The organism is Oceanobacillus sp. HCA-5259 (assembly GCF_037892815.1).
Classification (GTDB): domain Bacteria; phylum Bacillota; class Bacilli; order Bacillales; family Amphibacillaceae; genus Oceanobacillus; species Oceanobacillus indicireducens.
This window is the reverse complement of record NZ_JBBKBV010000046.1, coordinates 1-25659: the sequence shown is the minus strand read 5'-3', so window position 1 is coordinate 25659 and position 25659 is coordinate 1. Positions and strand designations below refer to the sequence as shown.

Sequence of the window (25659 nt, the reverse complement as noted above, 5' to 3'; positions counted from 1 at the left end):
GAAAAAAAGAAGTTATTTAAGTTAAATTTCCCTATTATTACGGCCAGAATCCTAGCCAACGCCACCATGTAAATGCGATGAGCAGCGTAATGATTGTAGTTACAACCGTTGCAACAATTCCTGGCAAATAAAAATCTCGCTGCTTAATCAAACCCGTTCCATGAATTACAACGTTTGGCATTGTTTCCACAACTAAAATATAACCGAACAGCATCGTAACCGATGAGGCAAATGCAATAACGACCGGATCAATACCTACTTGTAATGATAAGCCGATTAGGACAGGCATCAGCGTAACAACAGCTGTCGACACATTTGTTACTCCAAGATGATAAATTTGCGATAAAATAACGACTAAACATAAGGCAAGCCATGGGTTACTGAAGGCTTGTTGCACAATATCAGCTGTAAACAATCCCGCTAGTAAATCGATTGCTCCTGTTTCAATCAAGACGAATCCAAGGGATAATGTTGAACCGATGAGCAGCACCATGTCGAAATTCACATCGATTATTTTGTTCCATTTGACAACTCCAATCCTAGGAAATGCTAGGAGTACAACCGCTAAGAGTGCGGGGATCGTCGGATGATAACCATGAAGGGCCTGGGTCATCCACAGTATCACTGTAAGCGTAAGAATGAGCAGACATTTAATTTCCTTACTGGAAAACTTACCTAACGCCGTCTGCTTCTCTTTCATCTCCTTCTGCAAATCACTAAATGAATAATCCTCTGGTGGATAGCAAAACCAGACGATGATCGGAATAGTAATAATCAAAAGCAACCAGATCGGTAATGCATAGATGAACCAATCTAGATAGGATAAAGACGTTCCAAGATAGGATTGCAAAATTTCAATCGTCAAGATATTTCCAATTGCAGCCGTTAAAATCGCTGTACCACTTATATTCCCCGCAAAAGCTGTCCCGATAAGCATCAGCTTACTGAAATTGCTTTCCCTACCTGCACCTACTACTCGCAATATGGAAAGAACCACCGGCGTTATGAGCTGGGCTCTTACCGCTGTTGCCGGAATAAAAAAAGCCTGCACCTGCATAAGTAAAAACATCCCAGCAAAAATCCCTTTTGGTGACTTACCCCATTTTGCAAGAATCGCATAAGTAACCCGCTCCATTAAGGAGGTGGCATTGACCGCCTTTGCGATCATCATTCCAGCAATGATTAAAAAAACAGCGGATGATGCAAATCCGCTTAAAGCTGTGTCAATCGTTGTCCCGTTTAAGAAAAGCAGTAATACAAGCGTAAGAACGGAAGTCATCCCAAGCGGAATTGGTTCCATTGCCCAAAGTAAGAGTCCATACGCCATGACAGAAATCGCAACACGAGCATTCCAATCGACATGACTGGGGATAAAATAAAGTAGTGCAAGAAACAGCAATGTCGCAAGCGTAAACGTAATCGCTCGTTTAGTAAATAAAAGTTTTTTCCCTGCTTGAACCCAAGAAGTTTTTCTTTTCATTATTCATCCTACTTTTTTGAATTTTTTCACACACCTTCATCTTAAATGCTTTTGAACCGTTCGTCAAAATGAAAAAAACATCAAAAAAAGGGCCAATCAAAGCCTAAGCTTTAATTAACCCTTTTGCACTTATGAGAAACTATAAACTAAACATGCTATGATAACTTAGATATCCAAGGCTAGCCACGTCCGGCTCCAGCGCCCAGCAACTAGCAAACTTCACACTCCTTCAATCGATAAGTCAACATCAACTCACTGCGTTCGTTGTGTTTCCTTTATCTCATTCCGGAGTGCTCCAGTTTGTACGTTGCTAAACGGGCGCTTGCGCCTTTGCTCCTAACAACCTAGTATCATTTCCGCATTTCGTACTCGCTCTTCTGTTGGTGGCTCGATTCCTTCTAATGGATAATCCATGCCAAGTGCTTCATACTTATAAACTCCAAGTTTATGATAAGGCAGTACTTCTATTTTTTCCACATTCGGCAATGTATCGATGAAATTTCTTAGTGCATGTAAATCTTCATCGAAATCGCTTCGTTCCGGCACGAGTACATGTCTCACCCAGACAGGGACATCTTTTTCCTTTAAATGATTGGCAAAGGCTAAAATATGTTCATTCGATAACCCGGTCAGTTTTTTATGCTTTTCCGCATTGATTTGTTTTAAATCGAGTAAAACAAGATCCGTCAACTCAAGTAATTCATCTAATGTTTCTAAATAATGTGGAGAAGAACTGAATAAACCACCAGACGTATCGATTGTTGTATGAATTCCATATTTCTTCAATTCCTTAAATAAATGAATCAAAAATTTGCATTGTAACAAGGGTTCGCCGCCGCTTACTGTAACTCCCCCTCCAGAAGCTTGGAAAAAAGGGAGATAATCAAGAATATCATCCACCAATTCTTGAACTGTCATCATTTTCCCATCACTCATTTTCCATGTATCGGGATTATGACAGAACTGGCAACGGAGCGGACAGCCCTGTGTAAAAATAATATAGCGCAGTCCTGGTCCATCTACCGTTCCGAACGTTTCGACTGAATGAATTCTTCCTTGCATATTACTACCTCCCTTTCATTTCGCTTGCCTTCTCATTTGCTTTTATCTGCTTTCATGGAATGTTCGGTTAATCACTTCAATTTGCTGTTCTCTTGTCAGCTTAATAAAGTTAACGGCATAACCGGATACTCGGATGGTGAGCTGCGGATATTGCTCTGGGTGTTCCATCGCATCGAGCAATGTTTCCCGGTCAAATACGTTCACATTCAAGTGGTGACCTTCCTTATTTGCGTAACCGTCCAACATTGCGACAAGGTTCATGACCCGAGTATCTTCATCCTTACCTAATGCTCTCGGTACGATAGAAAATGTATTACTAATGCCGTCCAGTGATTCTTCATAAGGTAACTTAGCAACGGAAAGTAATGACGCTAGAGCACCATTCTTATCTCTGCCGTGCATTGGGTTCGCACCTGGCGCAAAGGCTTCTCCTGCTTTTCTGCCATCTGGTGTATTACCAGTTTTCTTCCCGTACACGACATTGGATGTAATCGTCAGCACCGATTGAGTTGGCACTGCATCACGATATGTTTTATAATGCTTGATTTTTTCCATAAATGTTCTTACAAGGTAAACTGCAATATCATCCACACGGTTGTCATTATTTCCGTATTTCGGGAAATCTCCTTCGATTTCATAATCGACGACAAGCCCTGCTTCATTGCGGATTGTTTTTACTTTTGCATGTTTAATCGCACTTAAGGAGTCGGCTGCAACGGATAGACCTGCAATCCCGCAAGCCATTGTACGTAAAACTTCTTTATCATGTAATGCCATTTCAATTCGTTCATAGCTGTATTTATCATGCATGAAATGGATGATATTTAAAGTGTTCACATAAATCTTCGCCAGCCATTCCATCATATCATCATATTTTTCCATGACTTCATCATAATCCAAGTACTCTGTATTGATTGGGGCATATGGTGGAGCAACTTGTACTTCAGATACTTCATCTTTTCCGCCATTTATCGCGTAAAGGAGTGCTTTCGCTAAGTTAGCCCTGGCACCGAAGAATTGCATTTGTTTCCCAATTGCCATCGCAGACACACAGCAGGCAATTCCATAGTCATCGCCATAAATTGGACGCATAATATCGTCGTTCTCATATTGGATTGCACTTGATTTAATTGACATCTTCGCACAATATTTTTTAAAGTTCTCCGGTAATTGCTCGGACCAAAGGACGGTTAAGTTCGGCTCAGGTGCCGGTCCAAGATTATCTAACGTATGCAAGAAACGGAAAGAACTCTTTGTAACGAGTGGTCTTCCGTCATTTGCAATCCCGCCGATGGATTCCGTTACCCATGTCGGGTCACCACTGAACAGTTCATTATAATCCGGTGTTCTTGAGAATTTGACGATTCGCAGTTTCATTACGAAATGGTCGACTAACTCTTGTGCTTCCTCTTCTGTCAAAATACCATTTTCCAAGTCACGATTTATATAAATATCTAGAAATGTCGACACTCTACCTAAACTCATAGCGGCGCCGTTTTGTTCCTTAATTGCTGCAAGATAACCGAAATATAGCCATTGGAATGCCTCTTGCGCGTTGGTTGCCGGCTTAGAAATGTCGAAGCCATAACTTTCAGCAAGCTGCTTTAATTCATGTAATGCACGTATTTGCTCATTAATTTCTTCACGGTCTCTAATGACTTCTTCACTCATCATGCCATTTGCACCAACTGAACGAAGCTGTTCTTGTTTATCCTCGATTAAACGATCGACCCCATATAATGCAACCCGGCGGTAGTCACCTATAATCCGTCCACGCCCGTAAGCATCTGGGAGTCCTGTAATAATACCAGCTCTTCTTGCTGCACGGATTTCAGGAGTATATGCATCAAATACACCTTGGTTATGCGTTTTACGATACTCTGTGAAAATATGCTTTACTTCCTCATCCACCTCGAATCCATAAGCTTTGGCAGCATCAACCGCCATCCGAATTCCTCCAAAAGGCTGAAGGGATCGCTTGAACGGAGCATCAGTTTGTACACCGACAACTTTTTCTTTTGATTGATCCAAATATCCTGGACCATGTGACGTTATCGTGGATACAACTTTCGTATCCATATCGTATACTCCACCATTTTCTCGCTCTTTACTTGTTAATTCCATCACATGATCCCATAACTCAACTGTTGACTTTGTTGGTCCTGCCAAGAAACTTTCATCTTCCATATAGGGTGTAAAGTTGTTCACAATAAAGTCACGCACATCGATTTCAGTTTCCCATTTTCCACCGGTAAATTGAAGTTTTTCCTTTGTTTCAGTTGCCATTTTCATCAACCTCCTGGATTGGTGTTCATCATTACTTATTGTTTAATAAAGCTATAATGATCAGCCACTCATTTGTTCAATGACTCACATTTAATTACATGTTCATTATATCACATAGGTCGATGATTTTGCACTGTATTATACGTGAAATTGTGACAAAATGGTAAATTTAGATGTGCAGGGGCTTTTAAAAAACGAATCAATCAGCTAGTAAAACATGATCTTTGGCTTAATGAAGTTAGCTCGCGGCATGCTACCACAAAACCATCAGTTGCACATAAATTTGCACCACAACATAAAGTACAAGCGCATATTTCCAATTAAACCTGATTCCATTTTTAAAGCCGCTCAAACCATTCGCCCCACTTAACGTAATTACGGGCATAATTAATGGTGAAAGTAAAATGGAAATCGCACTTCCTGACGTGACGGCGAGTACAATGATTTCTGGAGGATAAGGTAAATCAAGGTTTCCGAAGAATCCACCGACAAGAACCATCACCGTCAATGGTCCGAGACCGAAGAATCCAAGAATGATGGGACAGGGGGTCAGAGCAAATGTCCCAGTCAGGTGGGACATTTGCTCTGACCCCCTTGTCCCGCTTTCTATTATAATCCTAGTAATGTTGAGATGATCCAGCTGGATCCGTAAAATACCATGAACTGGACTCCGACGCCTACTCCGAGAAAACGGTTCAGCATTCCGCCGACCATGGCCATGGCAAAGGTGACGAATACCGCAACTAGTCCGCCTTCGTAAAATGCAAGCAGACATACGATCCCTATAAACATTGCAATAATTGCTTCCTGATTAATTCGTTTCAACACGAGCACCGTTGCTTTTCGCGCATAATTCATTGAAAATGGATAAGCAATGATGGATGCAACAATCAATCCGATTAAACCATAAATGAAGAAATCCATCGGTACCATCAACGTATGCAGATTATGTACCGGTTCTGTCGTGTATACCGGTGGTGCGTTAAATAACGCTTGAGCCGGCCCAATCGCAACCGGGCTAAGTGGAATTCCAAACGCAATAAGCGGGATAAGCGTTTCCGCAACATAAGTCGATTCCGTTACTGCGTTCATCGTAGCAAGACTAGTTGTCGATTTTTTATATTGCCCTTTCACCCTCGAACCAACAATTTCTCCCATTAGTGATGTCATTCCAACTGGGCTAAGTGCAAACGTTAATGATGAAAGGAAAGACGTCCCCCCTACCACAGCTGTCTGTTTTTTCGTTAATACTTTAAACGGGTTTGGGAAATATCCGGACCAAGACTTCTGCTCAGGGGCAAGCTTATATTCATTCTTTTTCGTCCGTTCTATGTTGGGGCGTGCACTACGGGAAGTCGCGAGTAATATATCCGTTAACATCGGCCCAATCGCAATTCCTAGAAAGAAACTGATGGACAAGCCGCTCCCTAATATTGATGTACTGACTAAATTCAAGCCTTGAATAATTAAAGCTAGGGGAACAATGAGCAGAATACTAACCCAACGTCCTTTTGAAACATACCCGATCAATACGGCAGCTAGAGTAAATATAATACCTGCATTATCCTGGAAAAATGTCCCGAATTGACTTAAGAATACAGCGAATAATAATGCAATGGGAAGGGCAATGAATGCACCAATAATTCCACCCGAAATCATTTTTCTAAGGGCGATATGGGGTAAACCAATGCGGCGCATAAAGTTCGCGTGCTCAAGCATCGGAGCTGCCGTCGTGTCTCCCGGGACCCCCATTAATGCGGTCGGAATTGCATGCGTCAAGTGCTTTGCAAGTACTGCCGACATAAAGAATGCAAACACTGCTTCAGGTGGCGCACCAAGTAACACGACAATTAACGTTGCCGGTACCATAACCGCCGTTTCGTCTGATCCTGAAATAAGACCTATTAAAGTAAATATGACTCCCGCAACAATTGCGAGTAGTATCGCAAGTAATAATACATTCATTAATGCTCTTCCCTCTTTTCTTCCATAAACATGTCATAGATTCCTTGCTCTTTCATTTCTTGTGCTGTTACGGGATCATTCAATATCGCTTCCCGTTCCTCTTCAATATCGAATTGCAGTTTTTGATACACTGCGGTAAGCTCAGCACTCGTATTTGGAGTCTCATTCAGTATCCGCTTTGGTTTGAATAATAATGTATTGATTAGAAGTGCGATTAAACTTCCCGCAATTCCGAGCAGTAGAGAATAGGACTTCACCATTTGTTCAGGTGCAATATGGGGAAATATTTGTTTTCCAATAAAGAAACCAATTAAACTTAAGGAAATACTGAGACTAATTGTCGCAATAAGATGCTTGCCATAAACAGTATCTCCAATTACCTCAACATAGGATTCCTTGTTCTTCTGTTGTTGCGCCATTTTATTTCTCCTTTCTTCTTAGCTGTTTTCAGTATGCCCATGCTCTTGTTTTGTGATAAACTAAACAAGTCGGTGAAAATAAATTTCATCATCCATTCAACAAGATTGAATATTAAGAAACTTTGTTGAATAGAATATTTTTAGATAGCTTGCTGCACACCATTTGATTATACCTAGGTTTGTTGAAAAATGTAAAGTAATATTAATAGATCATGGGATAGACAGAAAAAAGTGGGACAGGTTGACCCCGTGTCCCACTTTATTTCATTTGGAATTGTTCTAATAGGAAGTAATGTGCTAGTTTCATATATTCCGTTGTGACGCGTTGGATATCTTCTCGGTCCTTGTACCATCCTCGTGCCTGATACGGATTGTACGGTGTTGGGGATGAGTAGATTGTAATGCCTTTATCATTCAAAGCTTTATTGAAAATTAACTTCGCGCGGTAGGAATGGAATTTGGATGTCGTCAAAATCAAATGATCGATTTCCGTGTGATTCTGTACATATTTTCTCACTGCCAGCGCTTCATCTTTCGTACTTTCTGCATCGCCAGGGATGATCGTTATCTTTTCTTCCGGAACACCAGAATCTGTTAAAATTCTTTTACTTAATTCAGCATCCCCTGGAATGGTAATATTTTTTTCTTCTAATAATTCACGTCCCTCAAGATGAGACTGCACCATCCATATTTGATCCGCTTTTTCGTTTTCATAAAGTTCAAGTGCACCAAGGGCCCGGTCGCCGACACTTCCCATCAACAGTACTAACACTGTTTGCTCAACATCTTCCAAATCATCTTCCGTTACAAGCAACTCCCCGCCATAGCGGAAAAACAAAAGAACAATCGTGACGAGTAATATGAATAATAGAATCAGCAAATATCGCTTTTTCAATCTGTTACTCGGAAACATATCCTGCGTGCCCCAATTCCCGGTTGATTTCTCTTAATTTCTCATCGGACGGAAGCATTACTGTCAATAAACCAAGTAATGGCAAAAATGACACAATAATCATTGTAGGATTTAAGCCAATCCAGTCAATTAAACTTCCGAAAAATACAGAACCGACTGCTCCCATTCCAAATGCAAGACCGACAATTAAACCTGACATCGTGCCAACTTTCCCTGGTACCATTTCCTGACCATATACTACGGCAACTGAGAAACTTGACAGGATAAGCGTTCCAATTATTCCGATCAAAATAAGTGCTACGAGCGGGCCGACATATGGGAGTATGATGGTTAACGGCACGGGAGCAAGTAAGGAACCCATAATAACCGCTTTTTTCCCAAAACGGTCAGCGAGAGGACCACCGATAAATGTACCAATCGCTCCAGTTAGAAGAAACACAAAAATAAAGGTTTGTGATTCGGCGATAGAGACACCGTAATTTTGAATCGCGTAAAAGGCATAATAATTTGAAATCGCACTATGATACAAAGAGCGAACGAACACAACAAATACGAGTAAAATCACGGCATTGCGAATAACTTTCGGCAGTTTTTGCTTTTGTTTTGTCTCTGTAGATTTCTTTTCCTTTTTCGTTGCTTTCTTCACGACTTCTATTTGGCCGGCGTACCACCTAGATATGTAGACAAGGAACATGGAAGCGATAAACGCAACAAGTACAAACCAAATCGCACCGAATTGCCCCATCGGTACAAGAACAAGTGCAGTAATAATAGGTGCAAGCGCTTGTCCACTGTTTCCCCCCACTTGATAAATTGATTGTGCAAGTCCCCGCTTATTCCCTGCTGCAAGATAGGCAACGCGCGAACCTTCTGGGTGAAAGACTGCTGAACCTAATCCGATTAAGACAACACTGATTAAAATTGTAGGAAGGTTCGGTGCAAATGCAAGACCAAGCATCCCGAACATACTTGACAGCAAACCTAATGGCAGGGCATAAGGCATTGGGCGCCGGTCTGTGTACATCCCGACAACCGGCTGCATGACAGATGCGACCATGTTTAACGTAAAGGTAATAAACCCGAGCTGTGTGAACGTCAGTCCAAGTGACCGTTCTAAAATTGGAAACATTGCCGGAATAACAGCCTGCAAAGAATCATTCAACAGATGAGTGAGGCCAATAATAAATAAAATCGAGTACATCGTTTTGTTCTGTGTCTGTAACTTAACAGCTGATTGCTTCGCCAATATGTATCGCTTCTTTCTATAATATTCATTCTATTTTACATATTATAACATAGTGGGACATTGGGGTCAGAGTAATTGTCCCAAAATGTGGGACAATTACTCTGACCCCAATGTCCCGCTCAAATGGTTTTAAGTAGGAGCTTTTTCAAGAGGGTGCTGAAGTGTTCGGGTAGTTCTGCGACGGTTGGTACCATGATTCGTTCTTTGCCGTAAATATTTTGCATCGTGAATTCGTCTTTTTCCTCGATTACCCCTTCTGCGAGGAACATTCCGATGACATCCATTCCTTTTTTCCTAGCTTCCGATACAGCTACATGCGTATCGACAATTCCGTTCTGGTCATAGCCGCTCGCTGCAGGCTCTCCATCAGAGAATACGAGTAAGAATTTATTTTTCTCGCGCCGGGCTTCAAGCGCCTCTACTGCCACGCGAATACTGAAACCATCCCGATTATCCTCTTCCGCTTCCAATTGCAGGATTTTCGCCCCATTATTTGCGTACAATGAATCCGTATGGGAATGGATTATATGGAAATAGTTCGGCAAATATCCCGGTCTTACTTCATTCGCATCTTCCCAGAAACCAATAATAGAATGAGGAATCTTCAATTCTTTCAATACTTCATGAAACAGAATTATTCCCTTCTTCGTCTCTTCCATTTTCCCAAGCATCGAAGCTGAGCAATCAACAAGCAACGTAAACACTGCATCAAACTCATTCGATTCTTCATTTTTCTTATAAAAGATCCGCGGATTATCTTCCAGGACTACAGATAGCAGCTTATTCGATAAGCGACCAATAAGTAAATCTTTCCGAGGATTCGTCTGTTTATGCTCGATTGTTTTACGAATGGTATTGGCAAGCCTGCGCTGATACATTTCAATCGAAGCAACATATTCCCGGTACAGCTCCTGATCTTCTGGACTCGGCACTTCAGCTTCCTTCACAATCTTTACAGCATCCGTATTTTCTTCCCCATAGACAGACTCATTACCTTGTTTTTCATCTTGTGCACTTTGTTCATCTAGTGCTTCCATTTTCGAATAATCGTTCTGCTTACTTTCCCCGGCCGCACCTTGAATACTTGCTAGCGCCTGATCGGCATCTTCGGTTTCTCTTACCCCTCCACCCAGCATACTCGATTTCGCCCCTTGCTCAAGCTCGAACTGCAAGAAGTTCTGCTTGCGGTCTTCGTTCTCACTCTCCCTGTGCCAAGTGGAAAATGTTTCATCAAAATACTCGCTCTCTTCCTTATTCACGTCTTCTACATCATCATTCGCGAGTTCATCAGTACGCGTCAGTTCATCAAATAACGTATTTTTCTCATACCGCTTAATCTCACTCACTGGAAAAATAAAATACTCATTGATGGAATCTTCCTCATATAGCCCACTTAGACGAAATACAATTTTTTCACAGATTTCCGTAATATCCCTAGTCGTTTCCGCTTCATAAATGGAATAAAGCATGGGTTTCAATATCTCAAGATTTTCCTCTGCTCGTTCTGTCGCCCATCCGAAATCCGGATCAGGATGATTAGACTGAATGAGTAAATAAATAAGGCAAAACAATTCATCCAATCCTCGGCTGCGCGTGACATTGGCAGATACTTGCCTTGTGAAGAAATGCTGGAAATACTTTCTGCGTGTCTGGAAAATTGCAACCGTCCCCGGGCGCTCTTTTTTAATTATTTCCTCTAGGCGGATATCTTCAAATAGAGCAAATAGCTGAGTTGCAAACTTTGTCAGATGCGATTCCTCAATATTTCGCAGATATTCCTGCATTTCAGGTATATGAGAATATCGCATCGTACCAATTGCGCGAAGATAGACATCACTTTTCAAGCCGGCTACTTGTGTTTCCAAATCAAGCTTTTCCCAGAACCTGCTTCCCGTCACTTTTTCATCAACAAGATTCACTCCAGCACCAAAACCATATTCAAATTTCAATTCTGCAAAGCCGGATAACACGCTCGTTAAGTCCTGCAGCTGCATATAATAATTCGTTCTGACCCGTGAGTCATGGAAACGATACATCTTGTATTCTCCTTTTTAAAATAAGGTTTCGGCTATATTATTGACAAATTCACGTTCTCTTTCTTCCTCAAGCTTATCTGTAATTGCTCGGAGGATCGCTCGTTTCGGCGTAATAAGCGTACTTAAATCGCAGGCATCGAGCAATGCACGAATCGATGCAGCCTCTTCAGGCAACTTACCTTGATAGACCGCAGTGATCAAGTCTCCCGATAACCGGACAAACAAGTCGACTAATCTTTCATCCGTTAAATTCGTCGTAGTTGTAATGAGTCGTTTCAGTTGTTCCCCTTCAATATAAGGAACTTCAATTACAATGAAGCGGTTTTTCAGTGCTTCATTCAGTGGAACCGTCCCAATATACCCCTCGTTGATTGCAGCAATAACACCAAATCCATCTTTCGCGGTTACAATTTCATTCGTGAACGGGTTCGTAATCGTGCGGCGGTAATCGAGAACACCGTTAATAAGCGGTAACGTCTCAGGCTTTGCCATATTAACCTCATCTATATATAAAAAGCTTCCTTCTTTCATCGCATTCGTAACCGGTCCCGGCACAAAATCAATCACTTGCTTACCTTCTTCATATGAAAGTGTTTTAAAGCCGAGTAAACTTTCCGCATCAAGATCAACAGAACAATTTACACTGAACATCGGCTGATGGAATAAATTTGATAGTGTTTCCGCAAATTTCGTTTTCCCCGCTCCAGTCGGCCCTTTTAGTAAAACATTCTTTCCCATACTGAGTGCGACAATCGCATCCACTAATAAATCCATATGCGGCGGAACATACCCACCCGGACGAATCAAATACGCAAACTCCCCCGGATCCCTTCTTCGCACAACCTCCAATCGTTCACTCACAACATCAGGCAACACATAATCCATCAACAACTACTCCTTTCAAAAGCGGGACAGAGGGTCTGAGCATTTGTCCCAGCCCCAGACTCTTGTATCCATATCTAATTTATATTCTGTTTCATATTCATTCTTATTATGTTTCAATGAACAACAGTTCCATTATACCTAGAGTTGAAGCATGATTAAAATGATTTGTATTATACAATTCCTCTGAAACTAATGATACAGTGCTTATCCGATGAAAATCGTTTATTTCAAAACCACTCAAGCAAAAAAAGTGCGACAAGGGCTCTGACCCCGTGTCCCACTTCAAGCTGCTGACATTTGGTTTTTGATGGAGATGTTGGTTAGGATGCCTAGGGAGATCATCGTGAAGAGCATGGATGATCCACCGTAACTGATTAATGGTAGTGGAACTCCGGTAATTGGCATCAGCCCCGATACGGCACCGAGGTTGATAATGACCTGAGTCATCATCTGAAAGGTAATTCCTATCGCTAGCAATTTTGCGAACATATCCGTCGACCCTTTTGCGATCTGCACGCCGCGGAACATGAGAAATAGATAGGCCCCCATTAATATAATGAGACCAAAAATCCCTAATTCTTCAATAATGACTGCCATAATGAAATCCGTATGGGCCTCTGGAAGGAATCCGAGCTTTTGCACACTATTTCCAAGACCATTCCCCCATAGACCACCGGTTCCAATTGCAATATAACCATTCACCAGCTGATACCCTGTTCCCGCCGGATCTGCAAATGGATCCATAAACGAAGTCACCCGCTCCATTCGGTAGGAGGTAGATGATATAAAATACACGATAATCGCTATTCCGACACTGCCTAGCATCAACAAATGGCGACCTTTCACACCGGAACAGACAATAATAAACCCACATGCAAACAAAATTAATGCAGCAGATCCTAAATCTGGTTGCTTCAATATCAGTATAAACATAACAGATAATATAATTAATGGAGGCAACACACCCGTCTTAAACGAAGCAAGCTTTTCCTCACTTTTAGAATAAAAGGATGCAAAGTAGATAATCATAAATAATTTAATTATTTCTGTTGGTTGAAAAGTGAAGGGACCTATCCCTACCCAGCGTTGCGAGTAGTTCCTGACAACCCCCACTCCCGGAACCAACACAAGAATTAATAGTATGATTGAAAAAATGACTAACATCGGGGCAAGCTTCCGGTAATTTTTATAAGGAAATAACGCCACAAAAATAAATAAGAAGACGCTGAGTCCAAACCACTGCAACTGTCGAATAAAAAAGTGGTTCGCGGATCCATATTCCAAATAGCCAAGTACATAACTACTGCTATAAATCATCAACAACCCGAATCCGGCTAAGAGACATGCCACCACGATGATGCTATAATCCATGTGTTTCAATCTATTTAATATAATTTTACCCATAGTCATTTATCCTTTCATCCATCAGCAAATAAATATTTTCTCGTTCTTAATTGTACACTAAGTACGAGGCCGATGACGATGAAATTTGTTAATAATGCACTTCCCCCGTAGCTGACAAAAGGAAGAGCTATACCAGTAATTGGGGTGACTCCTATTGTCATGCCGATATTTTGGAACACCTGCAAGGAAATAAGACCAACTGCGCCCATACAAATATAGCTACCGAATAAATCATTTGCTTCATTCGCAATTTGCACGAGACGATAGATCAGTAAAAAGTAAATGAATATTAGAATACTGCTCCCAATAAAGCCGAATTCTTCACCGACTACCGAAAAAATGAAATCGGTATGGGCTTCCGGGATATTCCCACTCTGTACTTGCACCCCCTGGTTTAATCCCTTTCCGCCTAACTGACCAGATCCAATCCCTAGTAACGCCTGCTGTAATTGATACCCGTAATCTGAAGTATATTGCTCCGGGTATAGCCAGCCATATATTCTTTCTAACTGATGGGATTTAAAAAAACGTGTAAATAATTCATGATGAAAATAAAACAAGTAAACTAATAGACCCATGAACGCGGTCCCTAAACTAAAAATTAGCCCGATCATCTTAGGCGATATACTCGAAACGACGAGAATCGATGCGGTAATTCCAACGATAACTAAGGCAGAACCTAAATCAGGCTGCAACATAATCAGTACAAAGGGGATAATAGATATCAAGCCAACCTTAAACGTAAGCTTAATACTCGCTTTAAAAGATAATTTTTCCGAACCAATTTTACTTAAAATAAAAGCAAGATATACGATAAGCGCTATTTTCATAAATTCAGTCGGCTGAATTTCAATGAATCCTAAGTTTAACCACCGCTGAGCTCCCTTCTTTTCCGTTCCAAACAAGTATACAAGCAGCAATAGGCCGACACAGACTAAGTAAAAAATAAGGGCCATGCGCTTTAGTAAATCATAATCAAAACGGGCAATCGCCAACATGATGCCGATTCCGACCGCATACCAAATAACCTGCCGCACTACAAAATGATACGGATTATCCGCGACATATTGGCCAGAACCACTATAAACGGCCACGATGCTGAACACGAATAATCCGAGTAAAGTTATTAAAATAGTAGTATCTAATTGTTTTTTATTTCCAAACATAGGAACCCTTCTCTATCCATATTCTTTATTTTTCTAGCTGTTTCATAACGACTTGCACAACGATGGCATCATCCATAAACCCTACGGGGAAAAGAAAGTCTGGCAGCAAATCCTTCGTAACAACAAAATAAAGAAGTGCTGCTCCCATTAAACCAAGTTCCTTCACCGATCCTTTTCTATTGATAAATCTAGAAAACATCGATTGCAGCTGTTTAATATAGGGACCCCGGCCATCGATTTTGGCTAGCTTTGCTTGGAAGTTATCCAAAATTGTCTGTTTCCCTTCCTCTGTTAAACTATGTTCCTCGTAAATAATAATTTCTTGCTGTAATTCTTTCTCTGTAAATTTTCTTTCATGTTCATCCATTACAGCTAATACATGGTGCATTTTTTCAAAAACAGATTGCAGCTCATTCGGCTCTCCTTCACCTGTTTCTTCAATATAACCTGCAGCTTGCATGAGTGGTAAGACATCGGTACCTAGGCCTTTCGACAGTTTCTGAAGATGATGGATGTTCGCTCTTCGTTTACCGTTCAATATTTTAGAGATCGTTGCATGGTCTACTCCCGATTCTCTACTTAATCTTCTAATGGAAAATTGTTTCTCCTCCATCAAATCATACAACACTCTATGTAGCGTCTCAAATCGATACTCAGCCACTTGATTTCCTACCTCTCCAAAAAGCCTTAACTCTGTCGAATCTACCAAACCGGTGACAATTTGTCAACAACACAAAGGCGAAATCTCAACGTTTCTTAAACACAAGAATAAAGAGGTCAATCATTTATAGATCAACCTCTTATGATATGACCTCTCCTTTTTTCTTGCTAAGCAGTTCACAAGTCACTGCAACAAGTGCACACTTCCCAGGGAAATGTTCAAATTTAATATGTTCATTCCTTGCATGCGGCCCACCACCTGGTATTCCAAGCCCATCCAAGGTTGGAATTCCCAGGGCAGACGTGAAGTTGCCATCACTGCCACCGCCTGCACTTGCCCCCTTCACTTTGATGCCGAGTTTCTTCCCCGCCTGCTTAGCGAGTGCAAATAACGCCAGATTTCCAGTTGTTTTTTCTAGTGGCGGGCGGTTCAATCCGCCCTCTATGACAAGATCAATTTCAGGATGACTAACGGAGAGCGATTCAATGGCGGCCTCTATCCGTTTCGCTTCCCCGCTGTTCTTCACCCGGAAATCCACTTCAATCTCAGCCTTTTCCGGAATCACATTACTAACGGAACCGCCATTTATTTTCCCAACATTGATAGTTGTACCTTTTTTATAGTCTGTCAGCCCTTCCAACTTTTGAATAATCTTGGACATTTCCAAAATAGCACTGACTCCTTCTTCATGATGATTTCCAGCATGCGCACTTTTTCCCGTCGCTGTAATCGTATATTCCCCGACACCTTTTCTTTCTAATTTCAGCGCATGACTCCTTGACGTCGGCGGCTCCATCACAAATACCGCATCACAAGTCTTCGCCGTTGTTTCGATAATTTCCTTAGAAGTAAGACTACCAATCTCTTCATCAGCTGTAAATAAAAAGACCGGAGAAAAAGTGAGCCCACCCTTCGTTTCAAGCAAGGCCTTTACCGCCCAAATCGAACAGAGCAATCCTGCTTTCATATCAAAAATCCCTGGTCCGTAAATCTTGCCTTTCTTTTCAACAATTGGTAACTCTCCTTTTCCCCACACCGTATCATAATGAGATAAAAATAAAATCCGTGGTCCAGATTGTTCCGGTATTTCATATTTCAAATGATTACCGGTTTCTTCCATCTGGAACGTTTCAACTGTAAATCGGTCTCCGAAATGACCGGAAAATATTTGCTTGATTGTTCGTTCACAAGCGAGTAATGCTGACTTTTCATGACTTGGAGACTCAGCCTTTACCAACTCTATTAACTCCGCTTTCAACTTCTCCTTATTAGACTTTAGGTATTGGCGTACATCACGTGTACTAATTTCCTTCACATTCCTTCTCTATAATTTTTTCTCCGCCTATTTCTCTGCGCCAAGTGGATGATGACAAGCTACAAAATGGCCGGCTCTCTTCTCTGTAAACTCTGGCTCGACTTGCATGCAAATCTCCGTCTTATACGGACAACGGGGGTGGAATTTACAACCGGGTGGCGGGTTGACCGGATTTGGGATATCTCCTTCCAATAGAGGACGCTGTTCCTTCCGCTTGGTAGGATCCGGAATCGGAATTGCTGACAGCAACCCCTCTGTATATGGATGCATCGGGTTTGTAAAAAGCTCTTCTTTTGTCGTCCATTCGACAATTTTTCCTAAATACATAACAGCAATTCGGTCGCTTACATGTTTTACAGCCGGCAGACCATGGGCAATGAATATATAGGTGAGCTGCAATTCCTTCTGCAACTTTTTCAAGAGATTTAAGATTTGCGATTGAATGGATACGTCCAAAGCAGATACCGGTTCATCACATATAATCAGTTTCGGTTGGAGTGCAATGGCTCTTGCAATCCCAATCCGCTGACGCTGTCCCCCACTGAATTCATGAGGATACCGATTCAGAAAGGAACGATTCAGCCCGACTAAATCCATTAAATCCAATACTTCTTGTTTCAACTCTTCCTTATTTAAATTCCGGTGCGTTCTTAGTGGCTCAGCAATAATGTCAAATACGCGTTTCCTAGGGTTTAGCGAGGAGAACGGATCTTGGAAAATCATTTGGATGTCCGCCCGTTGTCTCCGCAATTGCTCCCGGGAAAGCGCGGACATGTCAATTCCTTCAAAGACAATTTTTCCGGCTGTCGGTTCGTGCAGATGAACGATTAAATTACCGAGGGTAGACTTGCCACAACCTGATTCCCCGACAACTCCTAGTACTTCCCCTTTTCGAACGGTAAAACTGACATCATTTACCGCACGGAGGTATTGCTTTTCTTTTTTAAAAAAACCTTTCGTCACATCGAACGACTTTTGAAGTCCCTTCACTTCAAGTAAAGGATGCTCGCTCATTCAAATCCACCACCTTTTCACCGTGCAACCAGCAACGGACCTCATGTCCCTTTCCAACCTTTGTTACAGTTGGACGCTCCGCCTTACATTTATCCATTACAAATGGACAGCGGTCAGCAAATTTACATCCTTCCGGGAATTCAAACGGACCAGGAACCGTGCCGGGAATGGAGACAAGTTCTTCCTTCCATTCATCTATCTTCGGCGTACTATCGATCAATCCTTTCGTATAGGGATGCTTCGGTTCTTTGAATAGCGTATACACATCGGCTTGCTCCACAACTTGGCCACCGTACATGACAATCACTTGATCGGCCATTTCGGCGACGACACCAAGATCATGGGTAATGAAAAGGATCGATGTCCCCGATTCTTCAATCAAATCTTTCATCAACCGGAGAATTTGTGCCTGAATGGTTACATCAAGAGCTGTTGTCGGTTCATCGGCGATCAGCAATTGCGGGTTACAGGACAATGCCATCGCAATCATCACGCGCTGCCGCATGCCACCGCTTAATGCATGGGGATGTTGGTCATATACTTTATCTGGCCGCGCAATACCAACCTTCTTCAGCATTTCGATACCGATGATTCGTGCTTCTCTTTTATTTTTCTTCTGATGGAGTCGGATTGATTCAGCAAGCTGGTTCCCGATTGTAAAGACTGGATTTAAGGAAGTAAGTGGTTCTTGGAAGATCATCGCAAGCTGATTCCCGCGCAGCTCACGCATTTTCTTCATTGACATGCCAACTAAATCCTTACCTGCAAAAAGAATTTCACCGCCGACAATTTTTCCCGGCTCTTCAATTAAGCCCATCACCGATAAAGAAGTTACACTTTTCCCTGATCCGGATTCCCCGACGATGGCAACAATTTCCCCTTTCTGGATAGAGAAAGAGACATCATCCACCGCCGGAACGACACCATCCTCTGTATAAAAATATGTTTTTAAACGATTGACGGTTAATAATGCGTGCTCCATTCCATCGCCTCCTTCACTTCACCGATCGCGGATCAAGAATATCCCGCAACCAGTCACCAAGGAATATAATTCCTAACACAGTGATGGTAATGGCAAGCCCAGGGAATGTCGCTAACCACCAGCTTGTTGCCAAATAATCTCTCCCATCACTAAGAATCGTTCCCCAGGATACTTGCGGCGGCTGAATACCTAGACCTAGAAAGCTTAAAGAAGATTCCAATATGATTGTGCTTGCTACACTTAATGTTGCAACGACGATAAAAGAAGAAATGACATTCGGATAAAGGTGAGAAAAAATAATATTGCGATGTTTCACACCGATTGACTTGGCCGCCCGAACAAAATCCCTTTCCTTTATCGATAAAACCTCGCCACGGATAATCCGCGCATATTGCACCCAGTTTGTCACGCCAAGGACAAGGATTAAAGTAAATAAACCAGGACCAAATACTCCCAACATCACTAAAGCTAATAATATATTTGGGATGGCTAGAAAGGAATCTGCAAGCCGCATGAAAAAAGTATCAAGAAATCCGCCGAAATATCCCGTGAAAAGTCCAACAAGAATCCCGATGATTCCTGCCAGGACAACGGAAGAGATACCGACTAATAAGGAAATTTGTGAACCGTAAATAATCCGGCTTAATATATCCCGGCCCAAATTATCCGTGCCAAGTATATTCTCCCTATCTCCCCCTTCCATCCAAACTGGAGGCTTATGGGTATTTACTGGATCGATCACATTCGGTTCATGTGGTGCAAGCCATGGTGCAAAGAATGCAATAATCACAATTGAAATTACGATGACAAGCCCGACTGTTCCAGTTTTACTCCGGAATAATAACTTCAGCCAGCGTTTCAGCTTCGAATTTTTCCTTGCTGGTCCCTGCATGATACTAGGTTGCGGCATGTCATCCACCTCCTATTTATACCTGATCCGCGGGTCTAATAACTGGTACAAAAAGTCAGCAATCAAATTCATCACAATGACGAAAAACGCAATGACCATCACACATGCCTGAACGATTGCCATATCTCGATTGTTCACTGCCTGAATAAGCAATTGTCCGATTCCCGGCCAAGCAAATACAGTTTCCGTAATCAATGTACCGCCGATAAGCGTCGATGTCTGGAGTGCGATGATTGTAACGACAGGGACGAGTGTATTCCGAAAAGCATGTTTATAAACGACAATTCCGGTTCTCAATCCTTTACTTTTGGCCGTCCGAATATAATCCTGTCCCAACGTTTCAAGCATACTGGATCGGATAAGCCGCGTCATTTCCGCCGCAATCCCTGTACCAAGCGTAATCGCTGGTAAGATCAAATGGGCGAATGACCCTCTCCCGGACACGGGGAAAATAGAATAGGTTACGGAAAATACGAGGATAAGCATAATTCCTAACCAAAAATTCGGCATCGCTTTTCCAAGCACGGCCGCACCCGTTGCTACTAAATCAATACTTGAATTCTTTTTCGTTGCAGACCAGATGCCTAAAGGTATGGCAATCATAATCGCAACGAGTATAGAAGCGATGGCAAGTTCAAGAGTAGCAGGAAGCCTTTCAAAGACAAGCAGCATGGCGTCCTCACCGTAACGGAAGGAGGTTCCGAAATCACCTTGCAGCATATTCATTACATATCTCCCGTACTGTACATAGAAAGGGTCATCAAGTCCTAATGCTGCTTGCAGAGCTGCGATATCCTCAGCGGTCGCATCCTCCGGTAACAGCAATGCCACCGGGTCACCGGCGATAAAGACGAGTGTGAAAACGATGAAGGTAATGATCAACAATACGGGAATGATTTCCAAGATTCTTTTAAAAAAGTAGTTCACCGGTCATCCCCCTTCCAATCGAAAGTTCTCCCGAAAGCAAGTGACGATTGAAGTCTGCTTCCGGGAAATCCCTTGCCAATCATTTTCTTGTAATCGTATCTACATAAATCATCTCATCCATTGTCGGCGTATAATCGATTTCTTTACTTACGCCAATATTGATTGATTCCATATGCAAAACAATATGGGCGACATCCTCTGCCAGTAGTTCCTGCGCCTTAATATACTGCTCATTTCTTTCCTCAAGGTCCATGTTTGTCATTGCCGCGGCAAGCAGCTCCTCGACTTCATCATTCCGGTAATCTGTTTCCCCTTCAAACCGGTCGGCACTATACCAATCCAAGGCGTTCGCAGCATCAAACATCGAGTTACCTAATCCTAGTAAATAGGCATCTTCATTCTCATGGGCATTTCGGAGTTCAACAAAATTACTCCATTCCATGAACTCGATATTCGCTGTCACACCAATCTGCGCCCACATGCCAGCAACCATTTCTGCAACTTCCGCGTCTTGCAAATAGCGGCCCCTTGGAGAGTGGAACGTCATTTCAAAACCATCCGGAAATCCTGCTTCAGCGAGCAATTCTTTCGCCCGCTCCAAGTCATCGTTGTACGTATCATATAAATGCTCTGCAAACCCAAAGTTACCAGGTGCAACCCGTGTAATCGTGGGTACACCAGCTCCCCCTAGCAAACTATCAATAATCGCTTGGTTGTCAATTGCAAGGTCCAGTGCTTCTCTTACCCGCCGATCCGAAGTCGGGTAGCCTTCTGTTGATCTTAAGAAAATCATCAATGTCCGATTTGACGTCTCTTGGGCTAAATACGTATTCTCATGATCTGCCACCCGGTCCCAATCTGCCGGCGGGATATTGACGGCAATATCAACTCCGCCTGTCAGCAACTCAGAAACCCTCGTCGAGTTCTCAGGGATAACCCGGAAAACCAGTTGATCCCATTCCTCGTTTTTTCCTTCAAAATAATCATCGTATACTTCAAATACAATCCGGTCATCTCTTACCCACTCAACAAATTGAAAGGGGCCTGTTCCAATTGGATTTTGTAAAAAGTGGTCAAAACCATTTTCTTCAATATAGTTGGAAGGTAATATAGCTGAAGCAATCCGTGAAATTCGGTTGAGCAGCACGGGCTCTGGTTCATGGGTGATGATGCGGAACCGGTAATCATCCAAGATCTCTACTTCTTTAATCTGGTTATAATTCGGATAATCCTTCAGTTCTTCCCCGGTTGCGACTCGTTCTAACGAATACTTCACATCAGCTGACGTCAACTCATCACCATTATGGAATGTGACGCCTTCTTTCAGTTTGAATTCCCAAGTGAGGTCATCAATATTCTCGAAAGACTCCGCAAGGTCTGGCAATATTTCTCCCGTCTCATTATCACGCTTCACGAGATAGTTGAACATATTCACGTGAATGGCTTCCGTTGACGTATTGATATGATCATGCACATCAAACGTAACCATGTCGGAACCAACCGCGATTGTGAGTGTTCGCTCATCACCGCCTATATCCGCTGTTTCACCCGTGTCCTTGTCTTTTTCCCCGTCTTCTTCATCATTACTGCAAGCACCAAGCAAAAATAACCCCATAAGCAAAAGCCCAAGCATCCAAATCCTTCTTTTCATCGGCCCCCTCCTTTTTTAATCAAGTGACAGGCAACATGTTTCTTCATATATATGCGGATACAAGCAAGAACAGACCTAGTACCATAACCCATCTGTGATTATTGAGGGAGTTTCTTACCGAGCAGATTTTGATGCAGTAAGCGGCAAGTTGTCATTTAAAGTAAAGGAAAGCTTGCGGAAAAAATTCCATGTTATCACGTTTGAAGCTGAGAATATTAATGGAGATAAAACGAGAGAAACGAGGATTGTTTATATATCAGATTGATTTAATAAAGAAAATCAAAAAACACCAACAAGCAATTCTTCTGTTTGTTGGTGTTTTCTACTTCTTATTATTCACTTTTCTCTTCCTCTTCTTCCTCTTCTTCTTGGAGTTTATTGTAGTATTGTACGCTTGTTAGAGCTCCTTCATCAACCATTTTCGCATCATCTGCGGCTCCGACAGCTCCGGGTCTTCCTAGCTTTTTCACATAGGACTGGGAATCTTTATCCAACCCGATTAATTTCTTCATCTTTTCCCTATTTTCGCTTTTTGATAAATAGGCTACTCCAAGAGCTGCTCCAGCAATTCCAAGGGATTTGGTGAATTTACCCATTTTATCCCCCCCTTCACCTGAAATTTTGAAGAATCTTCCTCTATTAATATTATATCATAATACACCTGAATGTTCTGTCATTTAAGTAATCTTCCATTTTTTCGATTATATAAACATCCGAGCGAAAAAGGGCTAACCAGAATTTCCTCCGATTAACCCAATTCATAAAGTGAAACTCATTCAGTGGGGAATTCCTTCCCCCACTGAATGTTAGTTGAACAGAATCAGGTATTTACGGACTGTATATCCCCCACCTTAACATTTTGGTTTTCCCTCTTGTTTAGAGGTGGGGGTGCTACAGACCGTTAATACGTGAGTATGCTCCCAAATCGTAAGACTATTTATTCGCCGTTTCCTCAATCAAATAATGAGAAACAATCCGTACAAAAGATTTACTGATATTAACTAATGCCCGCTCATCAAAATCGAACTTCGGATGGTGATGCGGATAATGTGTCGCTTCATTTTCATTACGTGAACCGACTCGGAAATAAGTTCCGGGCTTTTTCTCCAGAAAATAAGAAAAATCTTCTGCTCCCATTGTTGGCTCAAGTTCGGTTACATTTTCCTCACTGAATGATTCACTTAAAATTTCCCGAACGATAGCTGTCTCTTTTTCATGGTTATAGAGTGCCGGGTAGCCGCGAAGGTAATCAATTTCATAGGTCGCATCGAAAGCACTCGTTATTCCTGCAACAATGGAATTGATTTTCTCTTGAACTTTATCGCGTACATCCGCATCAAAGGTTCGTACTGTTCCTTCAATCCTCGCACTGTCGGGGATAACGTTGAAGGCATTTCCTGCTTGAAAAACGCCAATTGTTACGACAGCTGATTTCAGCGGGTCGATATTCCGGCTCACAATTTTCTGCAACGCCTCAATGACACTTGTACCAATCACAAGGGAATCAATGCTTTCATGAGGTCTTGCACCATGCCCGCCGAGACCTTGAATGTTAATTTCAAATTTATCAACAGCTGCCATTTGAAACCCCGGACCAACGCCAACCTTTCCTAATGGGATTTCTGAAGCCAAGTGTGCGCCAAATACATAATCCACGTTATCCAGGATCCCTTCTTCAATCATGAACTTAGCTCCCCCTGGTGGCCGTTCCTCTGCCGGTTGGAAAACAAAAATGACATTACCGTTTAACTTATCCCGATGTTCACTCAATACTGCAGCAGTCCCTAGTAATGCCGACGTATGGCCATCGTGACCGCAAGCATGCATAATACCTGGCTTCGTCGATTTATATGAAACATCTTTTTCATCATCGATTGGAAGCGCATCAAAATCTGCTCGAAGTGCAATTGTCTTCCCAGGTTTATCTCCTTGCAAAATCCCGATTAATCCATTTTTCCCACCGATTTGTGTCTTTACTTCCAGACCGAAATTATTTAGCTGTTCTTCAATATATTTTGCCGTATGTACTTCTTCAAATGAAAGCTCCGGATTCATGTGCATATGTCTTCTCCAGTTTTTCATCTGATCAAAATTATCTTCTAATCCCTTAAAAATTGTAGTCAACTGGTCACTTCGTTTTGTAGTCGTCATCTTAATTCCCCCTTCTCTTATTCATCATATGCGTTAAACGATAGTTTATACATCTTATCCCCAGTTGTCAACTAGGTTTAGTATAATATAAAGTGAAACTCATTCAGTGGGGGTTATTACAGACCGTTAAACGTTATGATAATAGAAGCTAATCAGTACACTCTCCTGATTAGCTCCTTCTCCAACTAATCATTTACAAGATTAATTGCCTTACCTTCCAAAAAACTCTCCAGATTATCTGCGGCAATATTTAATAATCGTTCTCGTGCCTCCAAGCTTGCCCAAGCGATATGTGGAGTGATAATACAATTTTTTGCTTCGAGTAATGGATTATCGGCACTAATCGGTTCTTTTGAAACGACATCAAGTCCTGCCCCGCCAACTTTTCCGTCATTTAAAGCGTCCGCTAAGTCCCGCTCATTAATCAAGCCGCCTCTTGCCGTATTAATAATGAGGACACTGTCTTTCATTTTGCCGATTGTTTCTTTATTAATGAAACCTTTATTCTTTTCAGTTAATGGACTATGCAGCATAATGACATCTGCTTCCTTATACAGCTCATCAAGGGGCGCATAACGGATGTTGTCCGTATAGGGCACTTTCTCTTTTGTACGGTTATAGGCAAGGATTTTCATGCCACACGCTTCTGCTATCCGGGACGTTACTTGACCAATTCTTCCGTATCCGATAATTCCCATTGTTTTCCCGGAAAGTTCCATGATCGGATGATTCCAAAAACAAAAATCCTCTTGGTTTGTCCAATCCCCCCTTTTCACTGCATCACTATGTTCTCCCGTAAAGTGACAGAGTTCGAGCAAGAGCGCAAAGGCTGCTTGGGCAACCGTATCTGTTCCATAGTCTGGAATATTCGTCACCGTAATGTTTCTTTCTCTTGCCGCTTCCACGTCCACGACATTAAATCCTGTCGCAAGAACCCCAATATATTTAAGCTTCGGGAGTTCGGTAAGAATCTCTTTCGTTAGCGGTGTTTTATTCGTTAAAATAACTTCCGCATCTTTCGCTCTTTCAATGATGAGAGCTGCTTCGTCCGCATGGAATGTAGTCCGATCATAAATTTTGAAATCTGCTAATCTTTCAAGCGGTGCCCAGTCGAGATCACCCGGATTTAATGTATATCCGTCTAGAATTACTGCTTTTGTCATATGTATCCCCCTTGTTCCTATCT

At 42.0% G+C, this 25659-nt stretch carries 23 protein-coding genes; 1 reads left to right on the top strand and 22 read right to left on the bottom strand.

Translation table 11 applies throughout. The annotated features are described in order from the left end of the window. Positions 1-37: 37 nt before the first annotated feature. The 19 genes from WKU33_RS17270 to WKU33_RS17180 all read right to left on the bottom strand — a co-directional run bounded on the left by WKU33_RS17270 (position 38) and on the right by WKU33_RS17180 (position 22322). Entirely contained in the window at positions 38-1480 is a 1443-nt protein-coding gene (locus WKU33_RS17270; protein WP_340455789.1) for an SLC13 family permease, read from the bottom strand. A gap of 336 nt (positions 1481-1816) precedes the next feature. Further along, positions 1817-2542 (bottom strand): pyruvate formate-lyase-activating protein, encoded by a 726-nt coding sequence (gene pflA, locus WKU33_RS17265; RefSeq protein ID WP_340455787.1) that lies wholly within the window; start codon positions 2540-2542, stop codon positions 1817-1819. Positions 2543-2584: 42 nt separating this feature from the next. Beyond that, positions 2585-4828, bottom strand: coding sequence for a formate C-acetyltransferase (gene pflB / locus WKU33_RS17260; RefSeq protein ID WP_442946226.1), 2244 nt, complete (start codon positions 4826-4828; stop codon positions 2585-2587). Positions 4829-5081: 253 nt separating this feature from the next. Further along, complete coding sequence (locus WKU33_RS17255; RefSeq protein ID WP_336253290.1) at positions 5082-5408, bottom strand: hypothetical protein; 327 nt, start codon at positions 5406-5408, stop codon at positions 5082-5084. A gap of 29 nt (positions 5409-5437) precedes the next feature. Further along, positions 5438-6793, bottom strand: coding sequence for a tripartite tricarboxylate transporter permease (locus WKU33_RS17250; RefSeq protein ID WP_340455784.1), 1356 nt, complete (start codon positions 6791-6793; stop codon positions 5438-5440). Further along, positions 6793-7212 (bottom strand): hypothetical protein, encoded by a 420-nt coding sequence (locus tag WKU33_RS17245; protein ID WP_156855023.1) that lies wholly within the window; start codon positions 7210-7212, stop codon positions 6793-6795. The genes WKU33_RS17250 and WKU33_RS17245 overlap by 1 nt, the downstream gene beginning before the upstream one ends. 259 nt (positions 7213-7471) lie before the next feature. Continuing rightward, a complete protein-coding gene (locus WKU33_RS17240) occupies positions 7472-8107 on the bottom strand; it encodes a YdcF family protein (RefSeq protein ID WP_340455782.1) in 636 nt (211 codons plus the stop codon). A gap of 4 nt (positions 8108-8111) precedes the next feature. Then, the gene (locus WKU33_RS17235; RefSeq protein WP_188856082.1) at positions 8112-9326 is read right to left on the bottom strand and encodes an MFS transporter; all 1215 of its coding nucleotides are present in this window, start codon (positions 9324-9326) and stop codon (positions 8112-8114) included. A gap of 164 nt (positions 9327-9490) precedes the next feature. Next, positions 9491-11407: a vWA domain-containing protein gene (locus tag WKU33_RS17230; protein ID WP_340455780.1), complete on the bottom strand. Its 1917-nt coding sequence runs from the start codon at positions 11405-11407 to the stop codon at positions 9491-9493. A gap of 15 nt (positions 11408-11422) precedes the next feature. Beyond that, positions 11423-12292 carry an ATP-binding protein gene (locus WKU33_RS17225; RefSeq protein ID WP_340455778.1) on the bottom strand — a complete coding sequence of 290 codons (870 nt, stop codon included), beginning with the start codon at positions 12290-12292 and terminating at the stop codon, positions 11423-11425. A 282-nt stretch (positions 12293-12574) separates the two neighbouring features. Then, the gene (ftsW, locus tag WKU33_RS17220) at positions 12575-13702 is read right to left on the bottom strand and encodes a putative lipid II flippase FtsW (protein ID WP_340455776.1); all 1128 of its coding nucleotides are present in this window, start codon (positions 13700-13702) and stop codon (positions 12575-12577) included. Between the two features lie 8 nt (positions 13703-13710). Then, positions 13711-14862, bottom strand: a complete 1152-nt coding sequence (rodA, locus tag WKU33_RS17215) for a rod shape-determining protein RodA (RefSeq protein ID WP_340455774.1) — start codon at positions 14860-14862, stop codon at positions 13711-13713. 25 nt (positions 14863-14887) lie between these two features. Next, positions 14888-15523, bottom strand: coding sequence for a helix-turn-helix domain-containing protein (locus WKU33_RS17210; protein WP_194461786.1), 636 nt, complete (start codon positions 15521-15523; stop codon positions 14888-14890). Positions 15524-15662: 139 nt separating this feature from the next. Beyond that, positions 15663-16838, bottom strand: coding sequence for a M20 family metallopeptidase (locus WKU33_RS17205; protein ID WP_340455772.1), 1176 nt, complete (start codon positions 16836-16838; stop codon positions 15663-15665). A 27-nt stretch (positions 16839-16865) separates the two neighbouring features. Beyond that, entirely contained in the window at positions 16866-17852 is a 987-nt protein-coding gene (locus tag WKU33_RS17200) for an ABC transporter ATP-binding protein (RefSeq protein ID WP_340455770.1), read from the bottom strand. Beyond that, on the bottom strand, positions 17830-18834 hold the full coding sequence (locus WKU33_RS17195) for an ABC transporter ATP-binding protein (RefSeq protein ID WP_340455768.1): 1005 nt from the start codon (positions 18832-18834) through the stop codon (positions 17830-17832). The genes WKU33_RS17200 and WKU33_RS17195 overlap by 23 nt, the downstream gene beginning before the upstream one ends. Positions 18835-18847: 13 nt before the next feature. Next, entirely contained in the window at positions 18848-19744 is an 897-nt protein-coding gene (locus WKU33_RS17190) for an ABC transporter permease (RefSeq protein WP_336253300.1), read from the bottom strand. Positions 19745-19756: 12 nt separating this feature from the next. Beyond that, positions 19757-20671 carry an ABC transporter permease gene (locus WKU33_RS17185; RefSeq protein ID WP_336253301.1) on the bottom strand — a complete coding sequence of 305 codons (915 nt, stop codon included), beginning with the start codon at positions 20669-20671 and terminating at the stop codon, positions 19757-19759. A gap of 79 nt (positions 20672-20750) precedes the next feature. After that, positions 20751-22322 carry an ABC transporter substrate-binding protein gene (locus WKU33_RS17180; protein ID WP_340455765.1) on the bottom strand — a complete coding sequence of 524 codons (1572 nt, stop codon included), beginning with the start codon at positions 22320-22322 and terminating at the stop codon, positions 20751-20753. Between the two features lie 94 nt (positions 22323-22416). Here WKU33_RS17180 and WKU33_RS17175 point away from each other — a divergent pair, with 94 nt between their 5' ends. Then, entirely contained in the window at positions 22417-22587 is a 171-nt protein-coding gene (locus WKU33_RS17175) for a hypothetical protein (protein WP_336253303.1), read from the top strand. 67 nt (positions 22588-22654) lie between these two features. On the opposite strand, the gene WKU33_RS17170 is transcribed toward WKU33_RS17175, so the two are convergent. The 3 genes from WKU33_RS17170 to WKU33_RS17160 all read right to left on the bottom strand — a co-directional run bounded on the left by WKU33_RS17170 (position 22655) and on the right by WKU33_RS17160 (position 25636). Further along, positions 22655-22918, bottom strand: a complete 264-nt coding sequence (locus tag WKU33_RS17170; protein WP_156854924.1) for a hypothetical protein — start codon at positions 22916-22918, stop codon at positions 22655-22657. 337 nt (positions 22919-23255) lie between these two features. Beyond that, on the bottom strand, positions 23256-24473 hold the full coding sequence (locus tag WKU33_RS17165) for a M20 metallopeptidase family protein (RefSeq protein WP_340455760.1): 1218 nt from the start codon (positions 24471-24473) through the stop codon (positions 23256-23258). Positions 24474-24658: 185 nt separating this feature from the next. Next, positions 24659-25636, bottom strand: coding sequence for a D-2-hydroxyacid dehydrogenase (locus WKU33_RS17160; RefSeq protein WP_340455758.1), 978 nt, complete (start codon positions 25634-25636; stop codon positions 24659-24661). Positions 25637-25659: the final 23 nt, after the last annotated feature.